At 72.9% G+C, this 23,733-nt stretch carries 25 protein-coding genes and 1 tRNA gene; 15 read left to right on the forward strand and 11 right to left on the reverse strand.

From position 1 onward, the window contains the following. Positions 1-45: 45 nt before the first annotated feature. The 3 genes from Sru02f_RS01620 (at position 46) to Sru02f_RS01630 (ending at position 3,166) form a co-directional block, all read left to right on the forward strand. Entirely contained in the window at positions 46-1,251 is a 1,206-nt protein-coding gene (locus Sru02f_RS01620; RefSeq protein ID WP_109029415.1) for a DNA polymerase III subunit delta', read from the forward strand. A 113-nt stretch (positions 1,252-1,364) separates the two neighbouring features. Next, complete coding sequence (locus tag Sru02f_RS01625) at positions 1,365-2,984, forward strand: alpha/beta hydrolase (RefSeq protein WP_109029416.1); 1,620 nt, start codon at positions 1,365-1,367, stop codon at positions 2,982-2,984. 108 nt (positions 2,985-3,092) lie between these two features. Further along, positions 3,093-3,166: transfer RNA gene (locus Sru02f_RS01630), tRNA-Thr, on the forward strand. Positions 3,167-3,229: 63 nt separating this feature from the next. Here the strand turns inward: Sru02f_RS01630 and Sru02f_RS01635 are convergent. The 4 genes from Sru02f_RS01635 to Sru02f_RS01650 form a co-directional block, all read right to left on the reverse strand. Continuing rightward, the gene (locus Sru02f_RS01635) at positions 3,230-4,783 is read right to left on the reverse strand and encodes an AMP-binding protein (RefSeq protein ID WP_109029417.1); all 1,554 of its coding nucleotides are present in this window, start codon (positions 4,781-4,783) and stop codon (positions 3,230-3,232) included. Between the two features lie 87 nt (positions 4,784-4,870). Next, positions 4,871-5,758 carry a LysR family transcriptional regulator gene (locus tag Sru02f_RS01640; protein ID WP_109029418.1) on the reverse strand — a complete coding sequence of 296 codons (888 nt, stop codon included), beginning with the start codon at positions 5,756-5,758 and terminating at the stop codon, positions 4,871-4,873. A gap of 90 nt (positions 5,759-5,848) precedes the next feature. Continuing rightward, entirely contained in the window at positions 5,849-7,540 is a 1,692-nt protein-coding gene (locus Sru02f_RS01645) for a bifunctional 3'-5' exonuclease/DNA polymerase (RefSeq protein ID WP_109029419.1), read from the reverse strand. A 192-nt stretch (positions 7,541-7,732) separates the two neighbouring features. After that, the gene (locus Sru02f_RS01650) at positions 7,733-8,518 is read right to left on the reverse strand and encodes a Clp protease N-terminal domain-containing protein (RefSeq protein ID WP_109029420.1); all 786 of its coding nucleotides are present in this window, start codon (positions 8,516-8,518) and stop codon (positions 7,733-7,735) included. A gap of 86 nt (positions 8,519-8,604) precedes the next feature. Here Sru02f_RS01650 and Sru02f_RS01655 point away from each other — a divergent pair, with 86 nt between their 5' ends. Next, positions 8,605-9,861, forward strand: coding sequence for a DUF2786 domain-containing protein (locus Sru02f_RS01655; RefSeq protein ID WP_109029421.1), 1,257 nt, complete (start codon positions 8,605-8,607; stop codon positions 9,859-9,861). Here the strand turns inward: Sru02f_RS01655 and Sru02f_RS01660 are convergent. From Sru02f_RS01660 to rpmB, 3 genes are read right to left on the reverse strand one after another with little or no spacing between them, the layout of a single operon-like run. Then, positions 9,820-10,479, reverse strand: coding sequence for a hypothetical protein (locus Sru02f_RS01660; RefSeq protein WP_331478581.1), 660 nt, complete (start codon positions 10,477-10,479; stop codon positions 9,820-9,822). The two genes, Sru02f_RS01655 and Sru02f_RS01660, sit on opposite strands and share 42 nt — an antisense overlap. A 52-nt stretch (positions 10,480-10,531) precedes the next feature. Further along, positions 10,532-10,837 (reverse strand): 30S ribosomal protein S14, encoded by a 306-nt coding sequence (gene rpsN / locus Sru02f_RS01665; RefSeq protein WP_109029423.1) that lies wholly within the window; start codon positions 10,835-10,837, stop codon positions 10,532-10,534. After that, positions 10,837-11,073 (reverse strand): 50S ribosomal protein L28, encoded by a 237-nt coding sequence (gene rpmB / locus Sru02f_RS01670; protein WP_003975404.1) that lies wholly within the window; start codon positions 11,071-11,073, stop codon positions 10,837-10,839. The genes rpsN and rpmB overlap by 1 nt, the downstream gene beginning before the upstream one ends. 72 nt (positions 11,074-11,145) lie before the next feature. Between rpmB and rpmG the strand changes: the two genes are divergently transcribed. From rpmG to Sru02f_RS01695, 5 genes are all read left to right on the forward strand, one after another. Next, entirely contained in the window at positions 11,146-11,310 is a 165-nt protein-coding gene (rpmG, locus tag Sru02f_RS01675; protein ID WP_003975405.1) for a 50S ribosomal protein L33, read from the forward strand. A 6-nt stretch (positions 11,311-11,316) separates the two neighbouring features. Beyond that, entirely contained in the window at positions 11,317-11,571 is a 255-nt protein-coding gene (locus Sru02f_RS01680) for a type B 50S ribosomal protein L31 (RefSeq protein WP_109029424.1), read from the forward strand. Beyond that, positions 11,568-12,758, forward strand: a complete 1,191-nt coding sequence (locus Sru02f_RS01685; protein ID WP_109029425.1) for a CobW family GTP-binding protein — start codon at positions 11,568-11,570, stop codon at positions 12,756-12,758. Before Sru02f_RS01680 ends, Sru02f_RS01685 begins: the two co-directional genes overlap by 4 nt. Positions 12,759-12,761: 3 nt before the next feature. Then, a complete protein-coding gene (gene rpsR, locus Sru02f_RS01690) occupies positions 12,762-13,001 on the forward strand; it encodes a 30S ribosomal protein S18 (protein ID WP_109029426.1) in 240 nt (79 codons plus the stop codon). 304 nt (positions 13,002-13,305) lie between these two features. Then, positions 13,306-13,557 carry a DUF397 domain-containing protein gene (locus tag Sru02f_RS01695; RefSeq protein ID WP_011028968.1) on the forward strand — a complete coding sequence of 84 codons (252 nt, stop codon included), beginning with the start codon at positions 13,306-13,308 and terminating at the stop codon, positions 13,555-13,557. 114 nt (positions 13,558-13,671) lie between these two features. Here Sru02f_RS01695 and Sru02f_RS01700 read toward each other — a convergent pair whose 3' ends face one another. After that, positions 13,672-14,136, reverse strand: coding sequence for an ATP-binding protein (locus Sru02f_RS01700; RefSeq protein WP_109029427.1), 465 nt, complete (start codon positions 14,134-14,136; stop codon positions 13,672-13,674). A gap of 377 nt (positions 14,137-14,513) precedes the next feature. Between Sru02f_RS01700 and Sru02f_RS01705 the strand changes: the two genes are divergently transcribed. The 5 genes from Sru02f_RS01705 (at position 14,514) to Sru02f_RS01725 (ending at position 19,392) form a co-directional block, all read left to right on the forward strand. Beyond that, positions 14,514-15,338, forward strand: a complete 825-nt coding sequence (locus Sru02f_RS01705) for a helix-turn-helix domain-containing protein (RefSeq protein ID WP_003975412.1) — start codon at positions 14,514-14,516, stop codon at positions 15,336-15,338. 75 nt (positions 15,339-15,413) lie between these two features. Next, positions 15,414-16,874: an aldehyde dehydrogenase family protein gene (locus tag Sru02f_RS01710; protein ID WP_109029429.1), complete on the forward strand. Its 1,461-nt coding sequence runs from the start codon at positions 15,414-15,416 to the stop codon at positions 16,872-16,874. A gap of 62 nt (positions 16,875-16,936) precedes the next feature. Next, positions 16,937-17,578 (forward strand): PadR family transcriptional regulator, encoded by a 642-nt coding sequence (locus Sru02f_RS01715; RefSeq protein WP_109029430.1) that lies wholly within the window; start codon positions 16,937-16,939, stop codon positions 17,576-17,578. Positions 17,579-17,671: 93 nt separating this feature from the next. Further along, positions 17,672-18,613, forward strand: a complete 942-nt coding sequence (locus tag Sru02f_RS01720) for an ATP-binding cassette domain-containing protein (RefSeq protein ID WP_164274759.1) — start codon at positions 17,672-17,674, stop codon at positions 18,611-18,613. Positions 18,614-18,663: 50 nt separating this feature from the next. Continuing rightward, complete coding sequence (locus tag Sru02f_RS01725; protein WP_109029527.1) at positions 18,664-19,392, forward strand: ABC transporter permease; 729 nt, start codon at positions 18,664-18,666, stop codon at positions 19,390-19,392. A 383-nt stretch (positions 19,393-19,775) separates the two neighbouring features. Here Sru02f_RS01725 and Sru02f_RS01730 read toward each other — a convergent pair whose 3' ends face one another. Both Sru02f_RS01730 and Sru02f_RS01735 read right to left on the reverse strand, forming a co-directional pair. Continuing rightward, complete coding sequence (locus tag Sru02f_RS01730) at positions 19,776-21,203, reverse strand: glutamate decarboxylase (RefSeq protein WP_109029432.1); 1,428 nt, start codon at positions 21,201-21,203, stop codon at positions 19,776-19,778. 69 nt (positions 21,204-21,272) lie between these two features. Next, positions 21,273-21,875: a TetR/AcrR family transcriptional regulator gene (locus Sru02f_RS01735; RefSeq protein ID WP_109029433.1), complete on the reverse strand. Its 603-nt coding sequence runs from the start codon at positions 21,873-21,875 to the stop codon at positions 21,273-21,275. A gap of 61 nt (positions 21,876-21,936) precedes the next feature. On the opposite strand from Sru02f_RS01735, the gene Sru02f_RS01740 reads away from it, so the two are divergent. Then, a complete protein-coding gene (locus tag Sru02f_RS01740; protein ID WP_109029434.1) occupies positions 21,937-22,851 on the forward strand; it encodes an oxidoreductase in 915 nt (304 codons plus the stop codon). Positions 22,852-22,858: 7 nt separating this feature from the next. On the opposite strand, the gene Sru02f_RS01745 is transcribed toward Sru02f_RS01740, so the two are convergent. Beyond that, positions 22,859-23,698 carry a CPBP family intramembrane glutamic endopeptidase gene (locus tag Sru02f_RS01745; RefSeq protein ID WP_109029435.1) on the reverse strand — a complete coding sequence of 280 codons (840 nt, stop codon included), beginning with the start codon at positions 23,696-23,698 and terminating at the stop codon, positions 22,859-22,861. Between the last annotated feature and the right edge of the window lie 35 nt (positions 23,699-23,733).

The raw sequence follows: 23,733 nt of genomic DNA on the forward strand, positions 1-23,733 counted from the left end.
CGGCTCTGTGTGCGGGCTCGGTGTGAGGAAAGGACGGCGTGACCCATGACCGTGTGGGACGACCTCGTCGGGCAGGAGAAGGTGTGCGAGCCGCTCGCCGCCGCCGCCCGGGACGCCGACGCCTTCGTCACCGCCGCCGCGGCCGAGGGCCCGCTGCCGCAGTCGACGAGCATGACGCACGCCTGGCTGTTCACCGGCCCGCCCGGCTCCGGCGTGGCACAGACGGCCCGGGCGTTCGCCGCCGCGCTGCAGTGCGTGAGCCCCGACCGCGCTCTCGGCGGCGTCCCCGGCTGCGGCTTCTGCGACGGCTGCCACACCGCACTGGTCGGCACCCACGCGGACGTCAGCACCGTGGTCGCCATGGGCGCCGAGATCCGCGCCCAGGACATGCGGGACACCGTCCGCAAGTCGTTCACCTCACCCGCGAACGGCCGCTGGCAGATCATCCTCGTCGAGGAGGCCGAGCGGCTGAACGAGAAGTCGGCCAACGCCGTCCTGAAGGCCGTGGAGGAACCGGCGCCGCGGACCGTGTGGCTGCTGTGCGCCCCCTCCGTCGAGGACGTCCTGCCCACGATCCGCTCCCGCTGCCGCCACCTGAACCTGCGCACGCCGTCCGTCGAGGCCGTCGCCGACATGCTCGTACGGCGCGAGGGCATCGAACCGGACGTCGCCGCCGCGGCGGCCCGCGCCACCCAGGGCCACATCGACCGCGCCCGCCGCCTGGCCACCGACAAGGCCGCCCGGGACCGCCGGGCCGCCGTGCTGAAGCTGCCGCTGCGGGTGGAGGACGTCGGCGGTGCCCTCAAGGCGGCCCAGGAGCTGGTCGACGCCGCGGCGGAGGACGCCAAGCAGCTCGCCGAGGAGATGGACGCCAAGGAGACCGAGGAGCTGAAGGCGGCACTCGGTGCCGCCCAGGGCGGCCGGCTCCCGCGCGGCACGGCCGGCGTGATCAAGGACCTGGAGGCCGACCAGAAACGCCGCAAGGCGCGCACCCAGCGCAACAGCCTCGACCTCGCCCTCAGCGAGCTGACCGGCTTCTACCGCGACGTCCTCGCCCTCCAGCTCGGCTCCCGCGTGGCCATCGCCAACGCCGACGCGGAGGACGCCCTGGAGCGGCTCGCCCGCGGCAGCACCCCCGAGTCCACGCTGCGCCGGATCGAGGCGGTCGCCGCGTGCGGAGAGGCCCTGGACCGCAATGTGCCCCCGCTGCTGGCGGTGGAGGCGATGACGATGGCCCTCAGATCGGGCTGAGCCCGCGAGCCCCCGGCCCGCGCCGGAGCCACGACCGGTTGACGCCGTAACACGTACGGGGCACGCGCACCACGCACCGCAACGGCTCCGTCGCGGAGAGTTACGCTCGCTGAATGGACACAAGGCGCACTCACCGCAGGACCCGCACCGGCGGCACCCGTCTCCGGGCCACGCTGCTCACCGCCGCGCTGCTCGCCACCGCCTGCTCGGCCGGGGGCGCCTCGACGTCCGCCGGCTCGCCCGCGGCGGAGGCGGTCGGCGCGACGGAGGCGGCCACGGCGACCCTGACCCCGCTGCCGAAAGCCACGCCCGCCGAGCTTTCGCCGTACTACGAGCAGAAGCTCGGCTGGCGCGACTGCGGCGTCCCGGGCTTCCAGTGCGCCACCATGAAGGCCCCGCTCGACTACGCCAAACCCGCCGACGGCGACGTCCGGCTCGCGGTGGCCCGCAAGAAGGCCACGGGGCCGGGCAAGCGCCTCGGCTCGCTGCTGGTCAACCCGGGCGGGCCGGGCGGCTCGGCGATCGGCTACCTCCAGCAGTACGCGGGCATCGGCTACCCGGCGAAGGTCCGCGCCCAGTACGACATGGTCGCGGTCGACCCCCGGGGCGTGGCCCGCAGCGAGCCCGTCGAGTGCCTGGACGGCCGCGAGATGGACGCGTACACGCGCACCGACGTCACCCCGGACGACGCGGGCGAGACGGACGAGCTGGTCGACGCCTACAAGGAGTTCGCCGAGGGCTGCGGGGCGGACGCGCCGAAGCTGCTGCGCCACGTCTCCACGGTCGAGGCGGCCCGCGACATGGACGTACTGCGCGCGGTGCTGGGCGACGAGAAGCTGACCTACGTGGGAGCGTCGTACGGCACCTTCCTGGGCGCGACCTACGCCGGTCTCTTCCCCGACCGGACGGGCCGCCTGGTCCTGGACGGTGCGATGGACCCCTCCCTGCCCGCCCGCCGCCTGAACCTGGAGCAGACGGAGGGCTTCGAGACGGCGTTCCAGTCCTTCGCGAAGGACTGCGTACGGCAGCCGGACTGCCCCCTCGGCGACAAGGGCACCAGCCCCGACCAGGTCGGCAAGAACCTCAAGTCCTTCTTCGACGACCTGGACGCGAAGCCGCTGCCCGCCGGGGACGCCGACGGCCGCAAGCTCACCGAGTCCCTCGCCACCACCGGCGTGATCGCCGCGATGTACGACGAGGGCGCCTGGCAGCAACTGCGCGAGTCCCTGACGTCGGCGATCAAGGAGAAGGACGGCGCCGGCCTGCTGGTCCTCTCCGACAGCTACTACGAGCGCGAGGCCGACGGCGGCTACAGCAACCTGATGTTCGCCAACGCCGCCGTGAACTGCCTCGACCTCCCCGCCGCCTTCTCCTCCCCGGACGAGGTGCGCGACGCCCTGCCCGAGTTCGAGAAGGCGTCCCCGGTCTTCGGCGAGGGCCTCGCCTGGTCCTCCCTGAACTGCGCGTACTGGCCGGTGAAGCCCACGGGTGAGCCGCACCGCATCGAGGCGGCCGGTGCCACCCCGATCGTCGTGGTCGGCACCACCCGCGACCCGGCCACCCCCTACCGCTGGGCCGAGGCCCTCTCCGACCAGCTCGCCTCCGGCCACCTCCTCACCTACGAGGGCGACGGCCACACCGCTTACGGCCGCGGCAGCTCCTGCATCGACTCCGCGATCAACACGTACCTGCTGACCGGCACCGCCCCGAAGGACGGCAAGCGCTGCTCGTGACCCCCGCCTGCCCGCCCCGGGGCCCACGCCTCCGGGGCGGGTTCGGAGCACCCCGGGAAACTGTGTAGACTTGCCGACGTTGCTGATCGCACCATGGGTGCACGGCGCGCCGCCTTAGCTCAGATGGCCAGAGCAACGCACTCGTAATGCGTAGGTCTCGGGTTCGAATCCCGAAGGCGGCTCGGGTGAAGGTCAGGTCGGATGTTGTCCGGCCTGGCCTTCTTTTGTGTCCGTGGAGGTCGGGGTCAGCCCGGCAGCAGGGACCGCAGTCGCCGCTTGTCCGGTTTGCCGACCGCGGTCAGGGGGATGGCGGGGACCAGGTGCACGGTCTCGGGGGCGTAGAGGCGTCCCTTGCGGGCGGTGACGAAGGCGCGGATCTCCTCGAGTGACGGCGTGTGTCCGCGCGCGGGCACCACGGCGGCGTGGACGTGCTCCACCGATTCCTCGTCCCGGCTGCCGAAGACCGTGCACTGGGCGACGGAGGGGTGGTCCAGGAGCAGGGCCTCCAGCTCCGCCGGATAGACGTGGCCGCCGACGACCACGATCATCTCCTTGATCCGGTCCACGATGTAGAGGTAGCCGTTCTCGTCGAGGTAGCCGACGTCCCCGGTGTGCACCCAGCCGTCGCGCAGTACCTCACGGGTGAGTTCGGGCTGCTTCCAGTAGCCGTGCATCGCGTAGGGCGAGCGCACCAGTACCTCGCCCGGCGTCCCGGGCGGCATGGGCGTGCCGTCGGTGTCCTGTACGAGGATCTCGACGCCGGGCACGGCCCGGCCGACCGTCGGGTGGCCCTCGCGGCCGGTCAGCTCCTGCTCGTCGGGGCCCGTCTCCGTGATGAGCTGAGCCTCGGCCTGACCGTACAGGCCGTACAGCACGGGGCCCAGGAGTCCGGCCGCCTGCCGCAGCCTGGTCGGTGCGGCGGCGGTGCCGCCGTAGGTGACGCGGCTCAGGCTGGAGAGGTCGGTGGTGGACAGGTCCGGGTGGTCCAGCAGCCGGTACAGCAGGGGCGGCAGCAACCAGGTGTGCGTGATGCGCTCCCGCTCGACCGTGGCCAGCACGTCCCCGGGCTCGAAGCCGTGCCGCAGGACGACCGATCCGCCCTCCAGGAGGGCCGTGTCGGCGAAGATCCCGGCGAGATGGGCGAGTGAGGTGCAGGCCAGGAAGCGGGGCGGGTCGCCGGCGCCGGTGAGCCTGCGTTCGAGGCTGCTTCGGTAGGAGCCGTGGCTCATCCGGATGCCCTTGGGAATCCCCGTGGTCCCGCCGGTGTAGCCGATGCGCCAGTCGTCGTCCGGTCCCACCGGAGCGTGCGTCGGACGCGTCGCGCGCGCCGGTTGCCGGGCGGCCGCGGCCAGTACGTCCTCGGCGAAGCCGCTCGGGCCCAGGGACAGCACCGGAGGAACACCGGGCAGCGGCAGCAGCTCCCGGGCCACGTCGTGCCGCAGGTCGTCCACCAGCAGGAGGGCGCCGTCCACGCTCGCCAGGATGCGGGCCATGACCGAGGCGCTCATGCCCTCGTAGAGCACGACCACCCGGGCGCCGGTGAGGTTGGCGGCGTAGCGGGCGGCCAGGCCGTCGGCGCTGTTGCCGGTGAGCAGGCCGACCGTGTCGCCCCTGCCCACGCCGCGCCGCTCCAGTTCCCCGCCGAGCCGGCAGACCTGGTCCCGTAACGCCCCCGCGCTGATCACCGATCCCTCGGCGGTCGTCAGGACCGGCCGGGACGGTGTGGCGGACAGGACGTCGAGGACCGCCTCCGTGTAGGTGCTGAAACGCGTCTTCGTGGTGCCGTGTCGTCGGCTCATCGTCCGCCTTCCCTGGTCGCGTCCGTGACTGCCTTCGACGCTATGGGCGGGTTTCTCATGCCGTCCACGACCGGCTTCGCCATGTACTCATGACGCGTCGGGCATGAGCCGTTCCCCGGCCAGCCGGCGGAAGTCCAGGGCCGCGGGGGAGAGATAGGCGTCCCGGCGCCACACCAGGGTCAGCGTCCGGTGGCAGTCCGGGGCGTCCAGCCGCAGCCAGCCGACCGGGCCGTCCTCGCCGAGGACGCGGCGGGCGACGGCCGGCATCAGGCCGATGCCCACACCGGCACCGACGAGTTCGGGAGTGGCCGCCGCCTCGTCGCCTTCGCAGACCACGCGTGGTGCCAGCCCCTCACGGGCGAAGAGCCGCTCCAGCAGGACCCGTTGCCAGTGACCGGGGCGGGTGCTGACGAAGTCCTCGTCGGCCAGCTCGGCCACCGTGACCCGTTCCCGGCCGGCCAGGGGATGCCCGAGCGGTACGGCCAGCAGTACCTCCTCGCGGGCCAGTTCGGCAGAGCACACCTCGGGGCCGGTCAGCGGCTGGGAGGCGAGGGCGAAGTCCACCTCGCCCGCACGCAGATGCCGCCGCATCGAATCCACCGGGGCCTGGAAGAGACGTACCCGCACTCCTGGCCGGAGCTCGCGGAACGCGGACAGCACCCCGGCCAGCTGGAGCAGGGTCTCGGCGGCGACCGCGACCCGGCCGGGGCCGCCGCGACCGGCGTCGGCCACCTCCCGCCGGGCGTCCTCGAGCTCCGCCAGCGCCCGCTCGACCCGGACCAGGAAGGCGGCACCGTGCTCGTTGAGACGTATGCGGCGGCCCCTGCGGTCGAAGAGCGGAGTGCCCAGTTCTGACTCCAGCCGGATGATGCTCCGGCTCACCGACGGCTGGGCCACCCGCAGTTCCTCCGCGGCCCGGCTGATGTGCTGGTGACGTGCGACGGACTGGAAGTAGCGAAGAGACAGCAGATCCATGTCGGTAGTCTCGTCCGGAGCCGTTCCGGGCGGGGCGGGGCACCGCCGCCGCGTCCGGGGATCTCGCCCCCGACGGCGCCCCACCCGCGCTCACTTCGCGTCCGCGTAGCACTCCACCACCGCCGTCGTGAACGGGAACCGCACCGGCGTCGTCCCGAACGTCAGCCGTCCCGCCAGCTCCGCCGCGTCCCGGATCGCCGCGACGACGGTGGCGGCCTCCTCCTCGGGACAGTGCACGATCACCTCGTCGTGCTGGAAGAAGACCAGCTCGGCCGCCATGTCCGCGCAGGTCTGCCGCAGGGCCGCGAGCAGGAGCAGGGCCCAGTCGGCGGCGCTGCCCTGGACGACGAAGTTGCGGGCGAAGCGGCCCCGGGCGCGGGCGTTGGTGGAGGCGTACCCCGGCACCCACTCCTGGGCGCGGTCCCCGGCGTCGGCGGGATCGTCCTGCGGCAGGCCCGCCTCCTCGGCGCCGTCGGCCGCGCCGGCCGCGGGCGGGCAGGTGCGCCCCAGCCAGGTGCGCACGAGCCGGCCCTCCTCGCCCGCGCGCGCCGCGTCGTCGACGTACGCCACGGCCCTGGGGAAGCGGCGTCTGAGCGCGGCGAGGTTCTTCAGGCCGTCGCCGGACGTCTGGCCGTAGACCGCGCCGAGCACGGCGAGCTTGGCCTGGGCGCGGTCGCCGGAGAAGGCGCGGTCGGAGACGGACTGGTAGAGGTCGGTCTCCCGGCCGGCCACCTCCATGAGGCCGGGATCGCGGGAGATCGCCGCGAGCACGCGCGGCTCCATCTGGTCGGCGTCGGCGACGACCAGCCGCCAGCCCGGGTCGGCGACGACGGCCCGCCGGATCACCTTGGGGATCTGCAGCCCGCCCCCGCCGTTGGTCACCCAGCGTCCGGTCACGGTGCCGCCGGCCAGGAACTCGGGGCGGAACCGGCCGTCGCGCACCCAGTCCTGGAGCCAGGACCAGCCGTGGGCGACCCAGATCCGGTACAGCTTCTTGTACTCGATCAGCGGTTTCACGGCCGGGTGGTCCAGCGACTCCAGCTCCCACCGGCGGGTGGAGCCGACCTTCACGCCCGCCTGCCCGAACGCCTTGACCACGTCCGCGGGCAGGTCGGGCCGCACCCGCCGCCCGAACGCCGCCGACACCTCCTCCGCCAGCTCGGCCAGACGGCGCGGCTCACCCCCGCCCGCATACCGCTCGCCCAGCAGGCCGTGCAGGACCTCGCGGTGCACGTCGGCCCGCCAGGGCAGCCCCGCGCGGTTCATCTCGGCGGCCACCAGCATCCCCGCCGACTCGGCCGCCGTCAGCAGCCGCAACCGGTCGGGGCGGGCCGAGCGGTCGTGCCGGCGCTGCTGCTCGGCGTAGACGGCGAGCAGGTCGGACAGGGGGAGGTGGACGGCCTGGGGCTCGAACAGCGAGGACTGCGCGCCCGGCTCGGCGGAGCGCTGCGGCGGGTCGGGCGGTACGGGGCCGCCGCGCAGCCGGGCCAGGGCGGCCGCGGCCGACCGCGGCTCCCCGTACCGCCCCTCGTGGCCGAGCAGGAGGGTCTCGGCGGCCTCCACGTCGTAGCACCGCTCCACCCGCACCCCCGCGGCGAGCAGGCGGGGCGCGGTCTCGGCGGTGGACCGCCACACCCAGCGCGCGACGTCCGGCCTGGCCCGGACGGCCTCGGCGAGGCCGGGCTCCCGCCGCACGGGCCCGGCGGGCAGCCCGTCGGGGCCGAGGGGGGCGACCTCCACGCCACCGCCCTCGGCCACCGCGAGCGCCCACCTCTCGGCCATGTCGCGAGTGTCGCAGGCGGGACTGACAACGGCCGTCGGCCATGCCGTCGTCCGGGGCTGTTGCTCACGGCTGCCCGCTCACGGCTGCCCGCTCACGGCTACCCGCTCACGGCTGCCCGCGCACGGCCGCCGCTCACGGCCCCCGCGCACGGCCGCCGCTCACGGCCCCCGCGCACGGCCGCGTCCGGTGGCTCAGGCCCCTCCGGCCGCCCCGCCTTCCCCGCTCGCCCCCGCGTTCTCGGCCTTCTCGGCCTTCTCGGTGAGGTGGATGAACTCCGCCACCGCGTCGACGACGTACCGCTCGGTCGCCTCCTTGTCGAGCCCGAGCCCGCTCAGCACGCCCTCGCCGTGCTCGTGCTCCAGCAGGGCGAGCAGGATGTGCTCCGTGCCGATGTAGTTGTGGCCGAGGCGCAGGGCCTCCCGGAAGGTGAGTTCGAGGACCTTCTTGGCCGCGGGGCCGTAGGGCACCAGCTCCGGGACCTCCGCGGCGGCCGGCGGGAGCGCCGCGGTCGCCGCCTCGCGGATCGCGTCCAGGGTCACGCCCTGCGCGGCGATCGCCTTGGCGGAGAGGCTCTCGCGCTCCGTGACCAGGCCGAGGACGAGGTGCTCGGGCAGGCCCTCGGCGTTGCCGGCGGTCTTGGCCGCGTTGTGGGCGGTCATCACGACGTTGCGCGCGCGGGGCGTGTAGCGGCTGAAGCCCTGACCGGCGTCCAGGTCGGCCGATTCCTTGGTCACGAAGCGCTTCTGCGCCGCCTGCCGGGTGACCCCCATGCTCTTGCCGATGTCGGTCCAGGACGCGCCCGAACGCCGGGCCTGGTCCACGAAGTGGCCGATGAGGTGGTCGGCCACCTCGCCGAGGTGCTCGCCGGCGATGACGGCGTCCTGGAGCTGTTCCAACGGCTCCGGATGCACCTTCTTGATCGCGGTGATGAGTTCGTCGAGGCGTACGGATGACGTGATGCTCGGGTTCGTCGTCATGTGTCAACCGTAGGTTGCACCCCTCCGACTGTCAACCGATGGTTGACAGTCGATGTGTGTCCCCGGAGTCGTGGCACCATCGCCGGGTGAGTACGCCCCGCACCGTCGACCGTGCCTTCGAGACCGCCCTGTACGACGCCGCCGACGACGCCCTCGACACCGCGGCCTCGCTGCTCGCGGCCGATCCGGCGGCGGACGCGGAACTGGCCCGGCGCGGTCGGGAGTTCGTGGCCACGGCCTGGCGGCGCGGCTGGCAGCCCGCCGACCTCGTACGGATCGTGCGCCGCGAACTGGACGACGTGCACGTACGGCTGGTGGCCGAACTGATCCTCGCCCAGGCGCCCGACGACCGTGCGCGCGGTCCGCGCTGGGCCGCGCAGCTCGACGACCTGCCGGGCGGGGACGGGACGGCGCCGCCCCGCACCGACCGCTTCTCGCACGCCACCGCCGTACTGGAGCTGTACCGCCTGCTGCTGCGGCTGCCCGGTCTGGAGCCGCTGGAGGCGGGGGAGGGGCCGCGCCGGGGCCGGGAGAACCGGCCGGAGTCCCGTGCCCTGGCCCGCATCCGGGCGCTGCTGGCCAAGGCGGAGGCGACCGGGTACCCGGAGGAGGCGGAGGCGCTGAGCGCGAAGGCGCAGGAGCTGATGGCACGGCACAGCGTCGATGAGGCGCTGCTGGCCGCGCAGGCGCAAGGACACGCGCCCTCGCCCGACACGCCGGGGGCCTGCCGGATCGGGGTGGAGCCGCCCTACGAGCAGGCCAAGGCCGTGCTGCTGGACGCGGTGGCCGACGCCAACCACTGCGCGGCCGTGTGGAACGAGCCCTTCGGCTTCTCCACCGTCGTCGGTTTCGAGGCCGACCTGGAGGCGGTCGAACTCCTCTACACCTCCCTGCTGGTGCAGGCCGAGGCCGCGATGACGAAGGCGGAGGCCGGTCAGCGGGCCGGCGGGCGCAAGCGCACCAAGACCTTCCGGCAGTCGTTCCTCGCCGCCTACGCCCACCGCGCGGGCACCAGGCTGCGGGCCGCGGCGCAGGCAGCCACGCGAGCGGCCACGGAAGCGGCGAAGGAATCGGCCACGACGGGGGCGCCGGGGTCGGCGGACGCGGACCTCCTGCCGGTGCTCGCCTCCCGCGAGGCCGCGGTCACCGACCGGATGGAGCGCATGTTCCCGGAGACCACCACGACCCGTCTGCGCGGCGCCGCGGACGCGGCCGGCTGGACCGAGGGCACCCGCGCGGCCGACGCCGCCCGGGTCGGTCGCCACCGGCCGCTGGAGCGGACCCGGCGGCCGGAGCCGCGCTCAGGAACCGATGCCGGTGGTCGGCAGTCCCGGCGGCAGTGAGCCGCCCTCCGACCTGGTGTACGTCTCCTCGCCCAGCTCGCCCTCCCAGGCCACCGTGAGCGAGGTGGCGTCGACCGTGCCGACCTTGCCGGTGGCGCGGTCGGTGCTGCCGTCGGCACACTTGAGGTGGATCGTCCGGGTGCCGGAGGTCTCCTCCGTCGTACCGCTGCACACGGTCCCGCCGGTCGCGAACAGGGCCGCCTTGTCGCCGGTGACCATCAGGGCGACGGCCTGGCCGTCGGTGGTCGCCAGCCAGCTGCCCTCCAGCTCGCCCGCGGCACCGGCGGACGGCGATCCGCCCGCGTCGCCGCCCGGGTCCGTGCTCGCGGACGCGCCGGGCGCCGCCGAGGACTTGTCGCCGCCCGCTCCCTCACCCGAACCGCCGCCGTCGGAGTCACCGCCGTCGGTGCACGCGGTCAGGGCCAGCGCCCCCACCAGCCCGAGGCCCAGCGCCGCGACCCGCACGGACCGCCGTGCCCGCCGCGTCCGCCGGAGCGCGACCCCGCCGGACCGTGCGTCCGTGCCCGGCGCGGTCGCCGTACCCGCCGCGACCCCTGTACCCCGCGCACCCGCCGTGTTCTCCGTGCTCGCCGTGTTCTCCGCAGTCACCCACGTCACCGGAAGCTCCAAGCTGTAGCCGGACGGCCGTTCGGCCCCGAACAGCCGCAAGCTACCAGGAGGACTTGCGTACCCCGGGAAGATGCCCGGCGTGCGCCTGCTCGCGCAGATTGACCCGGGAGAGCCCGAAGACCCGGAGGTATCCGCGCGGGCGTCCGTCGATCTGATCGCGGTTGCGCACCCGCGTGGGGCTCGCGTCGCGCGGCTGCCCGCGCAGTTCCCGCCGGGCGGCGAGCCGTTCGGCCTCCGTCGACGAGGGCCGGCGGAGGATCTCCTTCAGCTCGGCCCGGCGTGCCGCGTACCGCGCGACGGTCTCCCGGCGCTGCTCGTTCTTCGCGATCTTGCTCTTCTTCGCCATCAGATCCTCACCCCGCGGGCACGGATGCGCGCCACGGCCGCCTCGACGCCGATCGAGTCGACCGTCCTGATCCCCTTCGTGCTCAGCCTCAGCCGCACGTGCCGGTTCTCGCTCGGCAGCCAGTAGCGCCTGGTCTGGATGTTGGGGTCGAAGCGGCGCGAAGTGCGCCGGTGGGAGTGGGAGATGCGGTTGCCGAAGCCGGGCCGGGCCCCGGTCAGCATGCAGTGGGCGGACACGGTGACGTACCTCTCCTCCGGACCGGACGGGTCCTAGCTGTTAATGGAATTCATTTTCAGTAAGATAGCAGCATGGCACGCAACGAACTCCGTCCGGTCATCAAGCTCCGGTCCACGGCCGGGACCGGCTACACCTACGTCACCCGCAAGAACCGCCGCAACGACCCCGACCGGCTGGTCCTGCGCAAGTACGACCCGGCGGCCGGCCGCCACGTCGACTTCCGAGAGGAGCGCTGAGACGCCGTGCGCAAGGGAATCCACCCCGAGTACCGCCCCGTCGTCTTCCGGGACCGGGCCGCCGACTACGCCTTCCTCACCCGCTCGACCATGACCAGTGAGCGCACCGTCGAGTGGGAGGACGGCCACACCTATCCGGTCGTCGACGTCGAGGTCTCCCACGTCAGCCACCCCTTCTACACCGGCACCGCCCGTGTCCTGGACACCGCCGGACGCGTGGAGCGCTTCGAGCGCCGGTACGGGAAGCAGGACGGCGCATGAGCGAGCCGGGCCGCTTCCCCGAACCGCCGGTGGTGATCGTCGGCGGGCTGCACGCCGACGCGCGCAGGGCGGCCGTGGCCCGGCTGCTCGCCGACGTGCGCGGCAGCGTCGTCCTCCACCACGACCTCGCGACGGCCGCCGCGGGCACGGTCGTACGGACCGTCCGGGACGCCACCGGCATCCTCGCCGCCGGTGAGGCGCCCCTGGTCAACGACTGCGCGTGCTGCGCGCTGCGCGAGGACCTCGTGCCCGAGCTGGTCCGGCTCGCCGAGGCCGGGGGCACCCCGCTCGCGGTCGTCGAGCTGTGGGACTCGGTCGAGCCCAAGGCGATGGCGGAGGTGGTGACGGCGGGCGGCTTCACCGTCGCCGGCGTGGTCACCGCCGTCGATCCCGCGCTGGTGCTGCCCTACCTCGGCAACGGCGACGACCTGGCCGAGGGCGGTCTGGCCGCCGCGGCCACCGACCGGCGCACCGTCGCCGACACCTTCGCGCGACAGGTGGAGTACGCCTCCGTCCTCGCGCTCGCCGAGCCCCTCCCCGGCTCGCCGGAGGCCGACGACGAGGACCGCGAGCTGCTGGCCCAGCTGCACCCGACGGCCCGCCGGGTCCCGATCGGCCACGGGAACCCGGCGGGCGCACCCCACGCGAGCCCGGAGCTGGCGCGGGCCGCCCTCGCCGGGTTCGACGTGGAGGCCGCGGCCGCGGCCCAGCACCCGGCCTGCGCCCTGCTGCCCGCCGAGGCCGACGCGCACGGCGTCGCCACCCTGGTCTGGCACCGCCGCCGCCCCTTCCACCCGGAGCGGCTGTACGCGGCGCTCGAGGACCTGACCTGCGCCGCGGCCCGCAGCCGGGGGCGGTTCTGGCTGGCCGGCAAGGGGGACACGCTGCTGCACTGGGACGCCGCGGGCGGTGCCCTGTGCGTGGAGAGCGCGGGGCCGTGGCTCGCCTCGCTCCCCGACGCGGCGTGGGAACTGGTGCCGCCCGTGCGCCGTGCCGCCGCCGCGCTGGACTGGCACCCCGAGCACGGCGACCGCTGCCAGCACCTGGTCTTCACCTCCCCGGGCCTCGATCGCGACGGCCTGGAACGGCTCCTGGAGTCCTGCCTGCTGACCGACGCCGAGTACGCCGCGGGGCAGGCCGCCTGGGACCGGCTGCCGCCCGCCTTCGACACCCTCCTGGAGGTCTGATCCATGCCCCGACCCCGCAAGGCCGACCGCACACCCGCCCGGCAGCGTCCCAACCCGCTGGACCGGGACGGAGTGACGTACGTCGACTACAAGGACACCGAACTGCTGCGGAAGTTCATCTCCGACCGCGGCAAGATCCGCAGCCGCCGCGTCACCCGGGTGACGTCCCAGCAGCAGCGGCAGCTGGCCAGGGCGATCAAGAACGCGCGCGAGATGGCGCTGCTGCCGTACGGCACGCGCTGACCCGCCCGCCGTACCTCACGCACCAGCGACAACACCGGGGCCCGCCCGTACCGTTCGGGCCCCGGTGTTGTCGCATGTTGTTGCATATTCTTCGAATTCGGGGGCACATGCGGGAACGACTTCTCGGGCCCCGGCGTCGTAGTGGGCAGGGCTCGGTAAAGCGGTCGTCAAAGCTGTAACCGCAGGAACACCGCGCGTGCACGTGCATTTGCTCATGCATCTGCACGTGAACGGGGTTATGATCCGGATCAGTTGACCACTGCATCAATGGCCACATCAGCCAGTGCACACCGGGGAGCGACCTGTGGACCACGACGTGTACGACGTGTACAACGGCATGGCCGCCACGCAGCTGCACGATGCGGCCTGGCAGAAGAGCCGGCGCAGCAACTCGCAGGGATCGTGCGTGGAGTTCGCGCGCCTGCCCGACGGCGCGGTGGCGGTGCGCAACTCCCGCTTCCCCGACGGTCCCGCGCTCGTCTACACGCGCGCCGAGATCGAGGCCATGCTGCTGGGTGTCAAGGACGGCGAGTTCGACCACCTGATCGCGAGCTGACCCGGAGCGGTCCGGAGCCGCAGGCGCCGAAGCCGAAGCGCCCGAAGCCGAAGCGCCCGGAGCGGAAGGCCCCGGAGCGGAAGGGTCCGGAGTCGGACGGCGGCCCGTGTCCGGCTATATCCGGAACAGCGCCCAGACCACCTTGCCGTTGAGCGTCCCGGCCAGCGGGTGCCAGCCCCAGCTGTCGCTGAAGGAGTCGACGAGGAACAGGCCCCGGCCCGACTCCGCCGAGAAGTCGTCCGTCTCACGGGCCACCGGGCTGTCGTGGCTGGGGTCGCGCACCGCGCACACCAGTCGCTCGGTCCAGCGCATCAGGTGCAGCCGTACCGGGCCGTGCTGCTCGTCGTGGCGCGGGGTGTCCGCGGGCAGCGCGTGGCGCAGGGCGTTGGTGACGAGTTCCGAGACCACCAGGCAGACGTCGTCGAAGCGGTCGCCGGTGTCCCAGCCGTCGAGCGTCCTGCGGGTGAACTTCCGGGCCTCGCGCACCGCTTCGTACCGGGGCGGCAGGGCGCAGGAGGCGGCGTTGGACACTGCCGCGGGGTCGAGTGGCGGAAGGCCCTGCCGTAACGGCTCGAGCATGGTCGATCCATTCGTCCCCATGCGAGGCACTCCCGGGAATTCGCGGTCGTAGCGATGCGGCGCGGTGGTGCGGGACCATGGTTTCGGATGCGTACCGCAGATGCAAGGGCAGATGCACGTGCACGTGACCGAAATGGACCTGCCCGTACCGCTTGTTGGTCAATTTTTCCGTCATCTTCGCCTCCCTTTCATCTCTCCCGACGGCCGGTTCTGGCCCACCGCGTGCATGATCCTGTGCATTTCCTTTGGCTCGATTCCGTTTCCGTAACCGGACGAGTACTGCTCGGAGTGTTTTAGTGGCAGACTGCGGCCCCTGAAGACGGTTGGGGAGGCTGGCGAACGTGAGCGCGGGAGAGCCCGGATCGGTGGTGCGGCGCATGCTGCTCGGATCACAACTCAGGCGACTGCGTGAGACGCGGGGGATCACGCGCGAGGCCGCGGGCTACTCGATCCGCGCCTCGGAGTCGAAGATCAGCCGGATGGAGCTGGGCCGGGTGAGCTTCAAGACGAGGGACGTCGAGGACCTGCTGACGCTGTACGGCATCACGGACGAGCAGGAGCGCGCCTCCCTGCTCTCCCTGGCCAAGGAGGCCAATGTCGCGGGCTGGTGGCACAGTTACTCGGACGTGCTGCCCAGCTGGTTCCCCACCTACGTCGGCCTGGAGGGCGCCGCCTCGCTGATCCGGGCTTACGAGGTGCAGTTCGTGCACGGCCTGCTGCAGACCGAGGAGTACGCCCGCGCGGTCGTCCGGCGCGGCATGAAGGGCGCCGGCGAGGCGGACGTCGAGCGGCGGGTGGCGCTGCGCCTGGAGCGGCAGAAGCACCTGGTCGCGGAGAACGCCCCCGAGTTCCACATCGTGCTCGACGAGGCCGCCCTGCGCCGCCCCTACGGCGACCGCGAGGTGATGCGCGGCCAGCTCCAGCACCTGATCGAGGTGTCCGAGCGCCCCAATGTGCGCCTCCAGGTCATGCCGTTCGGCTTCGGCGGGCACTCCGGCGAGAGTGGCGCGTTCACGCTCCTCAGCTTCCCCGAGTCGGACCTCTCGGACGTCGTCTACCTGGAGCAGCTCACCAGCGCGCTGTACCTGGACAAGCAGGAGGACGTCACCCAGTACGAGACGGCGCTGAAGGAACTCCAGCAGGACAGCCCGGGGCCGGACGAGAGCCGGGACCTTCTGCGGGGACTCCTTCAACTCTCGTAAAACGTCAGTACGATGACGCCCAGTCAGGCGGCTCGCTCGCGGCGGCTGCGGCAGCTAAGGGGATTGAGGGAACACATGTCGTCGTACTTCACCGACCTCGCCCAGCAGTACATCGACGGCGAGTGGCGTCCCGGCACCGGCTCCTGGGACATCATCGACTTCAACCCGTACGACAACGAGAAGCTCGCCTCGATCACGATAGCCACCGTCGACGAGGTCGACGCCGCCTACCGGGCCGCCGAGCGGGCGCAGAAGCAGTGGGCCGCGACGAACCCCTACGCACGCCGCGCGGTGTTCGAGAAGGCGCTGCGCCTGGTGGAGGAGCGCGAGGCGGAGATCGGCGAGGCGATCGTCGCCGAGCTGGGCGGCACCCGCCTGAAGGCCGCCTTCGAGCTGCACCTCGCCAAGGAGTTCCTGCGCGAGGCGGTCCACCTGGCACTCGCGCCCGAGGGCCGGATCATCCCCTCGCCCGTCGACGGCAAGGAGAACCGCGTCTACCGGGTGCCGGTCGGCGTCGTGGGCGTCATCAGCCCCTTCAACTTCCCCTTCCTGCTCTCCCTGAAGTCGGTCGCCCCGGCCCTCGCCCTGGGCAACGGCGTCGTCCTCAAGCCGCACCAGAACACGCCGATCGTGGGCGGCACGCTGGTCGCGAAGATCCTCGAGGACGCCGGACTGCCGGGCGGCCTGCTCAACGTGGTGGTCACCGACATCGCGGAGATCGGCGACGCCTTCATCGAGCACCCGGTCCCCAAGGTGATCTCCTTCACCGGTTCCGACAAGGTCGGCCGCCACGTGGCCACGGTCTGCGCCGCCAACTTCAAGCGCTCGGTCCTCGAACTGGGCGGAAACAGCGCGCTGGTGGTGCTCGACGACGCCGACGTCGACTACGCGGTCGACGCCGCGGTCTTCAGCCGCTTCGTCCACCAGGGCCAGGTCTGCATGGCCGCCAACCGCGTGCTGGTCGACCGCGCGGTGGCCGACGAGTTCACCGAGAAGTTCGTCGCCAAGGTGCACACCCTCAAGACCGGCGACCCCCGCGACCCGGCGACCGTCATCGGCCCGGTGATCAACTCCTCGCAGGCCGACGCGCTCTCCGGCGTGGTCGAGCAGGCGCTCGCCGAGGGCGCCACCGCCCTGGTGCGCGGCTCGGTCACCGACAACCTCGTCGAGCCGTCGGTCCTGACCGGCCTGCCCGCCGACTCGGCGCTGCTCCAGCAGGAGGTCTTCGGCCCGGTCGCCTTCCTCGTCCCCTTCGACGGCGAGGAGGAGGCCGTACGCCTCGTCAACGACACGCCGTACGGGCTGAGCGGCGCCGTGCACACCGGGGACGTCGAGCGCGGCGTCAACTTCGCCAAGCGGATCGACACCGGCATGTTCCACGTGAACGACGGGACCGTGCACGACGAGCCGATCGTGCCCTTCGGCGGCGAGAAGCACTCCGGCCTCGGCCGCCTCAACGGCGACACCATGCTGGACGCCTTCACCACGCAGAAGTGGATCTCCGTGCAGCACGGGCGCAGCGGCTTCCCGTTCTAGCGGGCCGAGAGTTCCGAGGGTCCCGGCGGGCGGCGCCCGGGGCCGGATCTAGGCTGGACCCCATGTCAGCGATCCGTCTCCTCGTGCTCGGCGCCGTCCGCCAGCACGGGCGGGCCCACGGCTACCAGGTGCGCAACGACCTGGAGTACTGGGGCGCGCACGAGTGGTCCAACGCCAAGCCCGGCTCGATCTACCACGCGCTGAAGCAGATGGCGAAACAGGGGCTGCTCCTCGCGCACGAGATCGCGCCGTCCACGGCGGGCGGGCCGCCGCGGGTGGAGTACGAGATCACCGGGCAGGGCACCGAGGAGTACCTCTCCCTGCTCCGCGCCTACCTCACCGCCTACGACCAGCGGCCGGACGTGCTCACCGCGGCGCTCGGCTTCATGGTCGACCTCCCGCGCGAGGAGGCCCTCGCCCTGCTGGAGGAGCGGGTGCGCAGGATCGAGGAGTGGCGGGCCTCCGTCACCGAGTACTACATGCCCGCGGAGGGGCCCGGCCAGTACGGGCACATCGGCGAGATCATGAACTACTGGGTCCACTCGGCCGACTCCGGTGCCGAGTGGACCCGCGGCCTCATCGAACGAGTCCGGGGCGGCGCGTACACCTTCGCCGGCGAGGGTGAGCCGTTCGTGGGTGTGCTGGCGGAGGGGGAGGAGAACCCCTTCGCCGCGGGGCGGCCGCACTACGGGGATGCTCGCTAATCAAGTTTGACCAATGGGGGGTCGGGGGTTATCTTCTGAGCTAGTAGTCAAATTTGGCTAGCTTGTCTCTCGAAAGGGAAGCGGGGAGTGGCAGTGGCCGACGCGGCGATCACCGTCGAAGGAGCACGCAAGGAGTACGGCAGCAAGAACGCGTTGGACGGACTCGACCTCACGGTCACGCGCGGCACGGTGCACGGCGTGCTGGGCCCGAACGGAGCGGGCAAGACGACCCTGGTCCGGATCCTGTCCACGCTGCTGCGGCCCGACGCCGGCCGCGTCGAGGTGGCGGGGCACGACGTCGTCGCCGAGGCGTACGCGGTGCGGCTGCGCATCGGCCTGCTCGGCCAGCACGCGGCGCTCGACGAGGAGCTGGGCGGCCGGCAGAACCTGGAGATGTTCGGCCGCCTGCACCACCTGGGCGCCCGCCGGGCCCGCGCGCGTGCCGACGAACTGCTCGTCCGCTTCGGCCTCTCCGACACCGGCCGCAAGCCGGTCAGCGCCTACAGCGGAGGCATGCGCCGCCGCCTGGACCTGGCCGCGTCCCTCATCACCGAACCGGAGGTGCTCTTCCTGGACGAGCCGACCACCGGCCTCGACCCGCGCGGCCGCGCCGAGGTGTGGGACTCGGTCCGCTCCCTGGTCGGCGCCGGTACGACGGTCCTGCTCACCACCCAGTACCTGGAGGAGGCCGACCAGCTCGCCGACCGCATCTCGGTCGTCGACGCCGGCCGTGTCGTCGCCGACGGCACGGCGGACGAACTCAAGGCCGCCACCGGCGGCGACCGCGTCGACGTCGTCCTGCGCGACGCCGGCCACCTGGGCGCCGCGGTGGCCCTGCTGCCGCTCACCGGCGTCCGCGTGGATACCGACCGCCGGCTCCTCAGCGCCCCCGTCACCGACCGCATGGCCGCGCTCTCCGGCGTCGTACGGGCGTTGGAGGAGGCCGGTATCGAGGCCGAGGACGTGGCGCTGCGCCGGCCGACCCTGGACGAGGTGTTCCTGCACCTCACCGACCGCACGAAGGAGGCCGCGTGAGCACGAGCGTTCCGAACGCCACGTCGTACGCCCTGTCCGACTCCTGGACCATGACCCGCCGCGAGCTGGCCCGCTGGGGACGGCAGCCGGTGACGGTCGTCGTGAACCTGGTCTTCCCCGTCATGCTGCTGCTGATGTTCGGCTACCTGGTCGGCGGCGGCCGGGGCCTGAGCGGCGACTACGTCGACTACCTGGTCCCCGGGATGCTCGCCCTCACCATGGCCTTCGGCCTGGAGGGCACGATGATCGCCGTCACCCGGGACCTCGACAAGGGCGTCGTCGACCGCTTCCGCTCCCTCCCGATGGCCAACGGCGCGGTCCTGGTCGGCCGTTCCGCCGCCGACATGCTCCAGTCGGCGCTCGGCCTCGCCGTGCTGACCGGCGTCGGGTACGCGCTGGGCTGGCGGGCCCACGGCGGCCCCGGCGCCTTCCTCGGCGCGGTCGGCCTGCTCCTGCTCTTCCGCTTCGCCATGCTGTGGATCGGCATCTTCCTGGCCCTGGTGGCGGGCAAGCCCGAGCTGGTGCAGGCGGTGCAGATCCTGGTCTGGCCGGTCGGCTTCCTGTCCAACGCCTTCGCCACCCCCGGCTCCATGCCCGGCTGGCTGGGCACCGTCGTCGAGTGGAACCCGATGTCCCAGACCGCCACGGCCGTCCGCGACCTCTTCGGCGGCCCCGGCGGCGAGTCCGGCCACCTCTGGGCCGCCGTCGCCTGGCCGCTGGCGCTGCTCGCGGTGTTCTTCCCGCTGGCGGTGAGGAGGTTCGCCCGGCTGAGCCGTTGAGGCGCGGCGAAGTGGGCCGGCGGCGCCCGCGTGAGTGGACGGGTGCGGGACGCCCGGCGGCGAGGTGGGCGGTGAGGAAGCGGGCGGCGCGGTCGAGTGCGGCGTCCGCCTCCTCCGGGCGGCCGTGGTGGAGCTGGTGGACGTGGGGGAGGCCGGGCCCCAGGCCGACCGGTTGGTGGCCGCCGACCGGTGGTGTGCGGGGCGCGCACCCCCCCAGGACCGCCGGAACGGCCGGGCGTCGCCCGGCTCCGTCGGCCAAGGACGCGCCGGTCTCGCTGACCGCGGGGATCGCGCCCGGCGACCTGAGCCGCCTCACCGCGACGCTCCCGGGGGAACCCGGAGGCGGGCGCCCGCGGCAGCCCGGGCCGACGAGGGAGCCGGGGTCAGTGGTGGAACCCGGTCGCCGCCCCCTTGTCCCGGGTCAGCGGGTGCGGCTGCCGGCGCAGCTCGGGCAGCAGCCGCTCGAGGTCGTCCAGGAGCAGGTCCGCCATGTCGGCCGAGAAGCCGTTGCGGCACACCACCCGCAGCACGGAGAGGTCCTCGCGGTGCGGCGGGAAGGTGTACGCCGGCACCAGCCAGCCGCCCTCCCGCAGCCGCCGGGACACGTCGAAGACGTCGTACGCCGTCACCTCGTCGGCCGTCGTGAAGGCGAACACGGGCAGCTGGTCGCCGCGCGTCAGCAGCCGGAAGTCGCCGAGCGCCGCCACCCGCCGCGCGACGGAGCCCGCGATGTCCCGCGCGTTCTGCTGCACGGCCCGGTAGCCCTCGCGGCCCAGCCGCAGGAACGTGTAGTACTGCGCCACCACCTGCGCGCCGGGCCGGGAGAAGTTCAGCGCGAAGGTCGGCATGTCGCCGCCCAGGTAGTTCACCCGGAACACCAGCTCCTCGGGCAGCGCCTCGGCATCCCGCCACAGTGCCCAGCCGACGCCGGGGTAGACCAGCCCGTACTTGTGCCCCGAGGTGTTGATCGAGGCGACCCGGGGCAGCCGGAAGTCCCACACCAGGTCCTCGTCCAGGAAGGGCGCGACCATGCCGCCCGAGGCCCCGTCGACGTGCACCGGGACGTCGAGCCCGGTCCGCTCCTGGAGGGCGTCCAGGGCCGCGCACAGGTCGGCGACCGGCTCGTAGGAGCCGTCGAAGGTGGAGCCCAGGATGCCGACGACCCCGATGGTGTTCTCGTCGCACAGCTCGGCGGCGGCCTGCGGGTCCAGGTGGAAGCGGTCGCCCTCCATCGGGACCTGGCGGGCCTCCACCTCCCAGAAGTTGCAGAACTTCTCCCAGCAGACCTGGACGTTCACGCCCATCACGAGATTGGGCCGCACGTCCTTCGCCGGATAGCGGTCGGCGTTGCGCAGCGCCCAGCGCCGCTTGAGCGCCATCCCCGCCAGCATGCACGCCTCGCTCGACCCGGTCGTCGAGCAGCCCACGGCCGCCGACGGGTCCGGCGCGTGCCACAGGTCGGCGAGCATCGCCACGCAGCGCCGCTCCAGCTCGGCGGTGCGCGGGTACTCGTCCTTGTCGATCATGTTCTTGTCCCGGCACTCGCTCATCAGGACCCCGGCCTGCGGCTCCATCCAGGTGGTGACGAAGGTGGCCAGGTTGAGCCGCGCGTTGCCGTCGAGCATCAGCTCGTCGTGGACCAGCCGGTACGCGGTCTCCGGCGGCAGCGGGGAGTCGGGCAGCCGGTGCGAGGGCGGGGCCTCGGTCATGCCGCCGAGCGGGTTCGCCGCCGCGTGGAAGGGGTTCACGGCGAGCCGGCGCCGGTCACGATCGCCGTCGTGGGACGGGCGGGGACCCTGGTGCAGTGACATGCGTCCGACGGTAGGCCGGGGCCCGGGGGGCCGCACCCGGGGACGTACGGACGGGCGCGGGCCCGCACCTCACGCCGTGTCGGGCGCCGGTCTCCCGTTGTCGTCGAACCGGGCGACGGCGTCGGCGACGAGCTCGTCGGTCTGGTGCGGCGGGACGATGCCGCAGCTGATCAATCCCGCCAGGCCCTGGAACGTGGCGAGGAAGACCAGGCCGGCCCGCTGCGCGTCCTGCGCGCCGGGGCCGCCCTCGGGCCGGGCCTGCTGGAAGACGTCGAGGATCGGCTCGAAGGCCTCGGCGGCGCTGCGCGCCACGGCTTCCGCGCCCGCGCCGTGCTTGTGCGCGAACATCAGCTCGACCAGGTTCGGCTCGGAGGTCGTGAAGCCGATGTAGGCGTCCGCGATCGAACGGATCCGCTCCGTGGGCCCGCCCGGGGCCGCGGCCGCTTCCCGCAGTCGCGCCCCGAGCCGCGCGAACCCCTCCACCGCGAGCGCGTCGAGCAGCGCCTGGCGATCCGGGAAGTACCGGCGCGGCGCGGCATGAGTCACCCCGATCTCCCCGGAGAGCTCCCGAAGGGAGAGCTCTGCCGCCCCCTTCTCGTGGAGCTTCGTCGCAGCACGGTCCAGCAGCGCCTGACGCAGGTTGCCGTGATGGTACGGACGGGGCGGGGTCATCTCGTCAGACTACCAAGCAGTTTCCATTGACTACATTGTATCCAGTGGTTACATTCGAGCGGTGTCCACTCTCTCCTCTTCTTCACACATCCCTGACCAGACCGGCCGGACCGTCGTGATCACCGGGGGCGCCGGCGGCATCGGTCGATCCGCCGCCTCGGCGCTCGCCATGCGGGGCGCGCGGGTGATTCTCGCCGTCCGCGATCAGGCAAAGGGGCGTGCGGCAGCACGCGACATGGGAGGCCGGGCCGAGGTCCGCGCCCTCGACCTGGCCTCGCTCGCATCGATCCGGGAGTTCGCCGAAGGCCTGCGCGAGCCGGTCGACGTCCTCGTGAACAACGCCGGAGCGATGACCGCCGCTCGCCAGGAGACGCGGGACGGCTTCGAGAGCCAGCTCGGCGTCAATCACCTCGGCCACTTCGCGCTGACGAACCTCCTCCTGGACCGCGTCACCGGCCGAGTGGTGACGATCTCGTCCAGCGCCCACCGTTCGGCACACATCGACTTCGAGGACCTCCAGTGGGAGCGGCGCCCCTACCGTCCTTTCGGCGCCTACGGCCAGTCCAAGCTGGCCAACCTGCTGTTCACGTCCGAATTGCAGCGCCGGCTCACCGAGGCCGGCTCGCCGGTGACCGCCACGGCCGCGCATCCCGGATGGGCGTCGACCGGGTTCCGGATCACCAGCGGCAACCGGCTCTTCGACGCGCTCGTGGCGTTCAGCACGCCGTTCCTCGCGCACGGCCCGCAGGGCGGCGCGCTCCCGACCCTGCTGGCGTCGACCGGCGAGGTACCCGCCGGGAGCTTCGCCGGCCCGAGCCGCTTCGGCGGCGTGCGCGGACCCGCCGCGCTCGCCGAGCCGTCCGGTCGAGCAAAGGACCCCGAGACCGCCAGACGTCTGTGGGAGGTCTCCGAGCGGCTCACGGGCACCGGGTTCCCGCTGGCCGCGGACGCGCCCGCCGGTCCGGGCACACCTTGACGGGTGGTCAGCGGTGCCCGCGGCGCATGGGGACCAGGTTGCCGCGCCGGTGGGCGGCGACGAGCATGGGGATCGCGATCAGCAGGCTGACGACGACGGGCACGATCGACGCCTCCAGGCCGAAGTCTCCGCCGGTCAGCAGCTCGGGGCCGGTCGGGTTGGTGGTCATCAGGCCCTCCGAGGCGTGGCCGGAGACCGGGATGCCGATCAGGCCCAGGGCGGTGTTCCAGGCGAAGTGCAGTCCCACGACGAACCAGATGTTGCGCGTCCACAGGAACGCGGCACCGAGGAGGACGCCGGCCTCGACGGCGATCGCGGTCGAACTCCACAGGGTGGCGTCCGGGTTGGCCAGGTGCAGCAGGCCGAACAGCACCGCGGTGGTCGCCAGAGCCGCCCAGCTGCCCCACATCTTCTCCAGTGCCTGGAGGGCGAGGCCGCGGAAGATCAGTTCCTCGGTCACGGCGGCGCCGAGCTGCATCGCGGCCATGCTCGCCACGATCGGCAGGGCGCTGCCGGATCGTTCGGTGAACGAGAACTCGGTGAGGAGCATCAGCATCGACACGGTGATGAACGCGAAGCCGATCGCGGCGCCGGACAACGCCCGTGTCACGGCTCCCGGCCCCGCGATCTCCGGCATGCTCCGCCGGGCGACGAAGCGCATGACCGCCCAGTAGACGGCGACCGCCACGACCGCGCCGACGACGGCGACCACCCCGCCCGCCGGGGCCAGCCCGGACGCCAGCCCCACACCCACGATCCCGGCCGGCATCCAGACGAGGGGAGACTGGGAGAAGCGGCCACCCTCCCGGCGCGCGGGCCGGGGCGAAGCGGTGCGAGTCGTGCTCATGGTGACCTCCGGGTGGCATCGGCCGCGTGCCTTCC

This window comes from Streptomyces rubrogriseus (assembly GCF_027947575.1).
Lineage (GTDB): Bacteria > Actinomycetota > Actinomycetes > Streptomycetales > Streptomycetaceae > Streptomyces > Streptomyces rubrogriseus.

Excerpts from the sequence above, each read along its gene's own strand:
- Sru02f_RS01620 (WP_109029415.1), top strand. The coding sequence starts at position 46 with ATGACCGTGTGGGACGACCTCGTCGGGCAGGAGAAGGTGTGCGAGCCG.
- Sru02f_RS01625 (WP_109029416.1), top strand. The coding sequence starts at position 1,365 with ATGGACACAAGGCGCACTCACCGCAGGACCCGCACCGGCGGCACCCGT.
- Sru02f_RS01635 (WP_109029417.1), bottom strand. The coding sequence starts at position 4,783 with ATGAGCCGACGACACGGCACCACGAAGACGCGTTTCAGCACCTACACG.
- Sru02f_RS01640 (WP_109029418.1), bottom strand. The coding sequence starts at position 5,758 with ATGGATCTGCTGTCTCTTCGCTACTTCCAGTCCGTCGCACGTCACCAG.
- Sru02f_RS01645 (WP_109029419.1), bottom strand. The coding sequence starts at position 7,540 with ATGGCCGAGAGGTGGGCGCTCGCGGTGGCCGAGGGCGGTGGCGTGGAG.
- Sru02f_RS01650 (WP_109029420.1), bottom strand. The coding sequence starts at position 8,518 with ATGACGACGAACCCGAGCATCACGTCATCCGTACGCCTCGACGAACTC.
- rpsN (WP_109029423.1), bottom strand. The coding sequence starts at position 10,837 with ATGGCGAAGAAGAGCAAGATCGCGAAGAACGAGCAGCGCCGGGAGACC.
- rpmG (WP_003975405.1), top strand. The coding sequence starts at position 11,146 with ATGGCACGCAACGAACTCCGTCCGGTCATCAAGCTCCGGTCCACGGCC.
- Sru02f_RS01685 (WP_109029425.1), top strand. The coding sequence starts at position 11,568 with ATGAGCGAGCCGGGCCGCTTCCCCGAACCGCCGGTGGTGATCGTCGGC.
- rpsR (WP_109029426.1), top strand. The coding sequence starts at position 12,762 with ATGCCCCGACCCCGCAAGGCCGACCGCACACCCGCCCGGCAGCGTCCC.
- Sru02f_RS01700 (WP_109029427.1), bottom strand. The coding sequence starts at position 14,136 with ATGCTCGAGCCGTTACGGCAGGGCCTTCCGCCACTCGACCCCGCGGCA.
- Sru02f_RS01705 (WP_003975412.1), top strand. The coding sequence starts at position 14,514 with ATGCTGCTCGGATCACAACTCAGGCGACTGCGTGAGACGCGGGGGATC.
- Sru02f_RS01710 (WP_109029429.1), top strand. The coding sequence starts at position 15,414 with ATGTCGTCGTACTTCACCGACCTCGCCCAGCAGTACATCGACGGCGAG.
- Sru02f_RS01715 (WP_109029430.1), top strand. The coding sequence starts at position 16,937 with ATGTCAGCGATCCGTCTCCTCGTGCTCGGCGCCGTCCGCCAGCACGGG.
- Sru02f_RS01725 (WP_109029527.1), top strand. The coding sequence starts at position 18,664 with ATGACCCGCCGCGAGCTGGCCCGCTGGGGACGGCAGCCGGTGACGGTC.
- Sru02f_RS01730 (WP_109029432.1), bottom strand. The coding sequence starts at position 21,203 with ATGTCACTGCACCAGGGTCCCCGCCCGTCCCACGACGGCGATCGTGAC.
- Sru02f_RS01735 (WP_109029433.1), bottom strand. The coding sequence starts at position 21,875 with ATGACCCCGCCCCGTCCGTACCATCACGGCAACCTGCGTCAGGCGCTG.
- Sru02f_RS01745 (WP_109029435.1), bottom strand. The coding sequence starts at position 23,698 with ATGAGCACGACTCGCACCGCTTCGCCCCGGCCCGCGCGCCGGGAGGGT.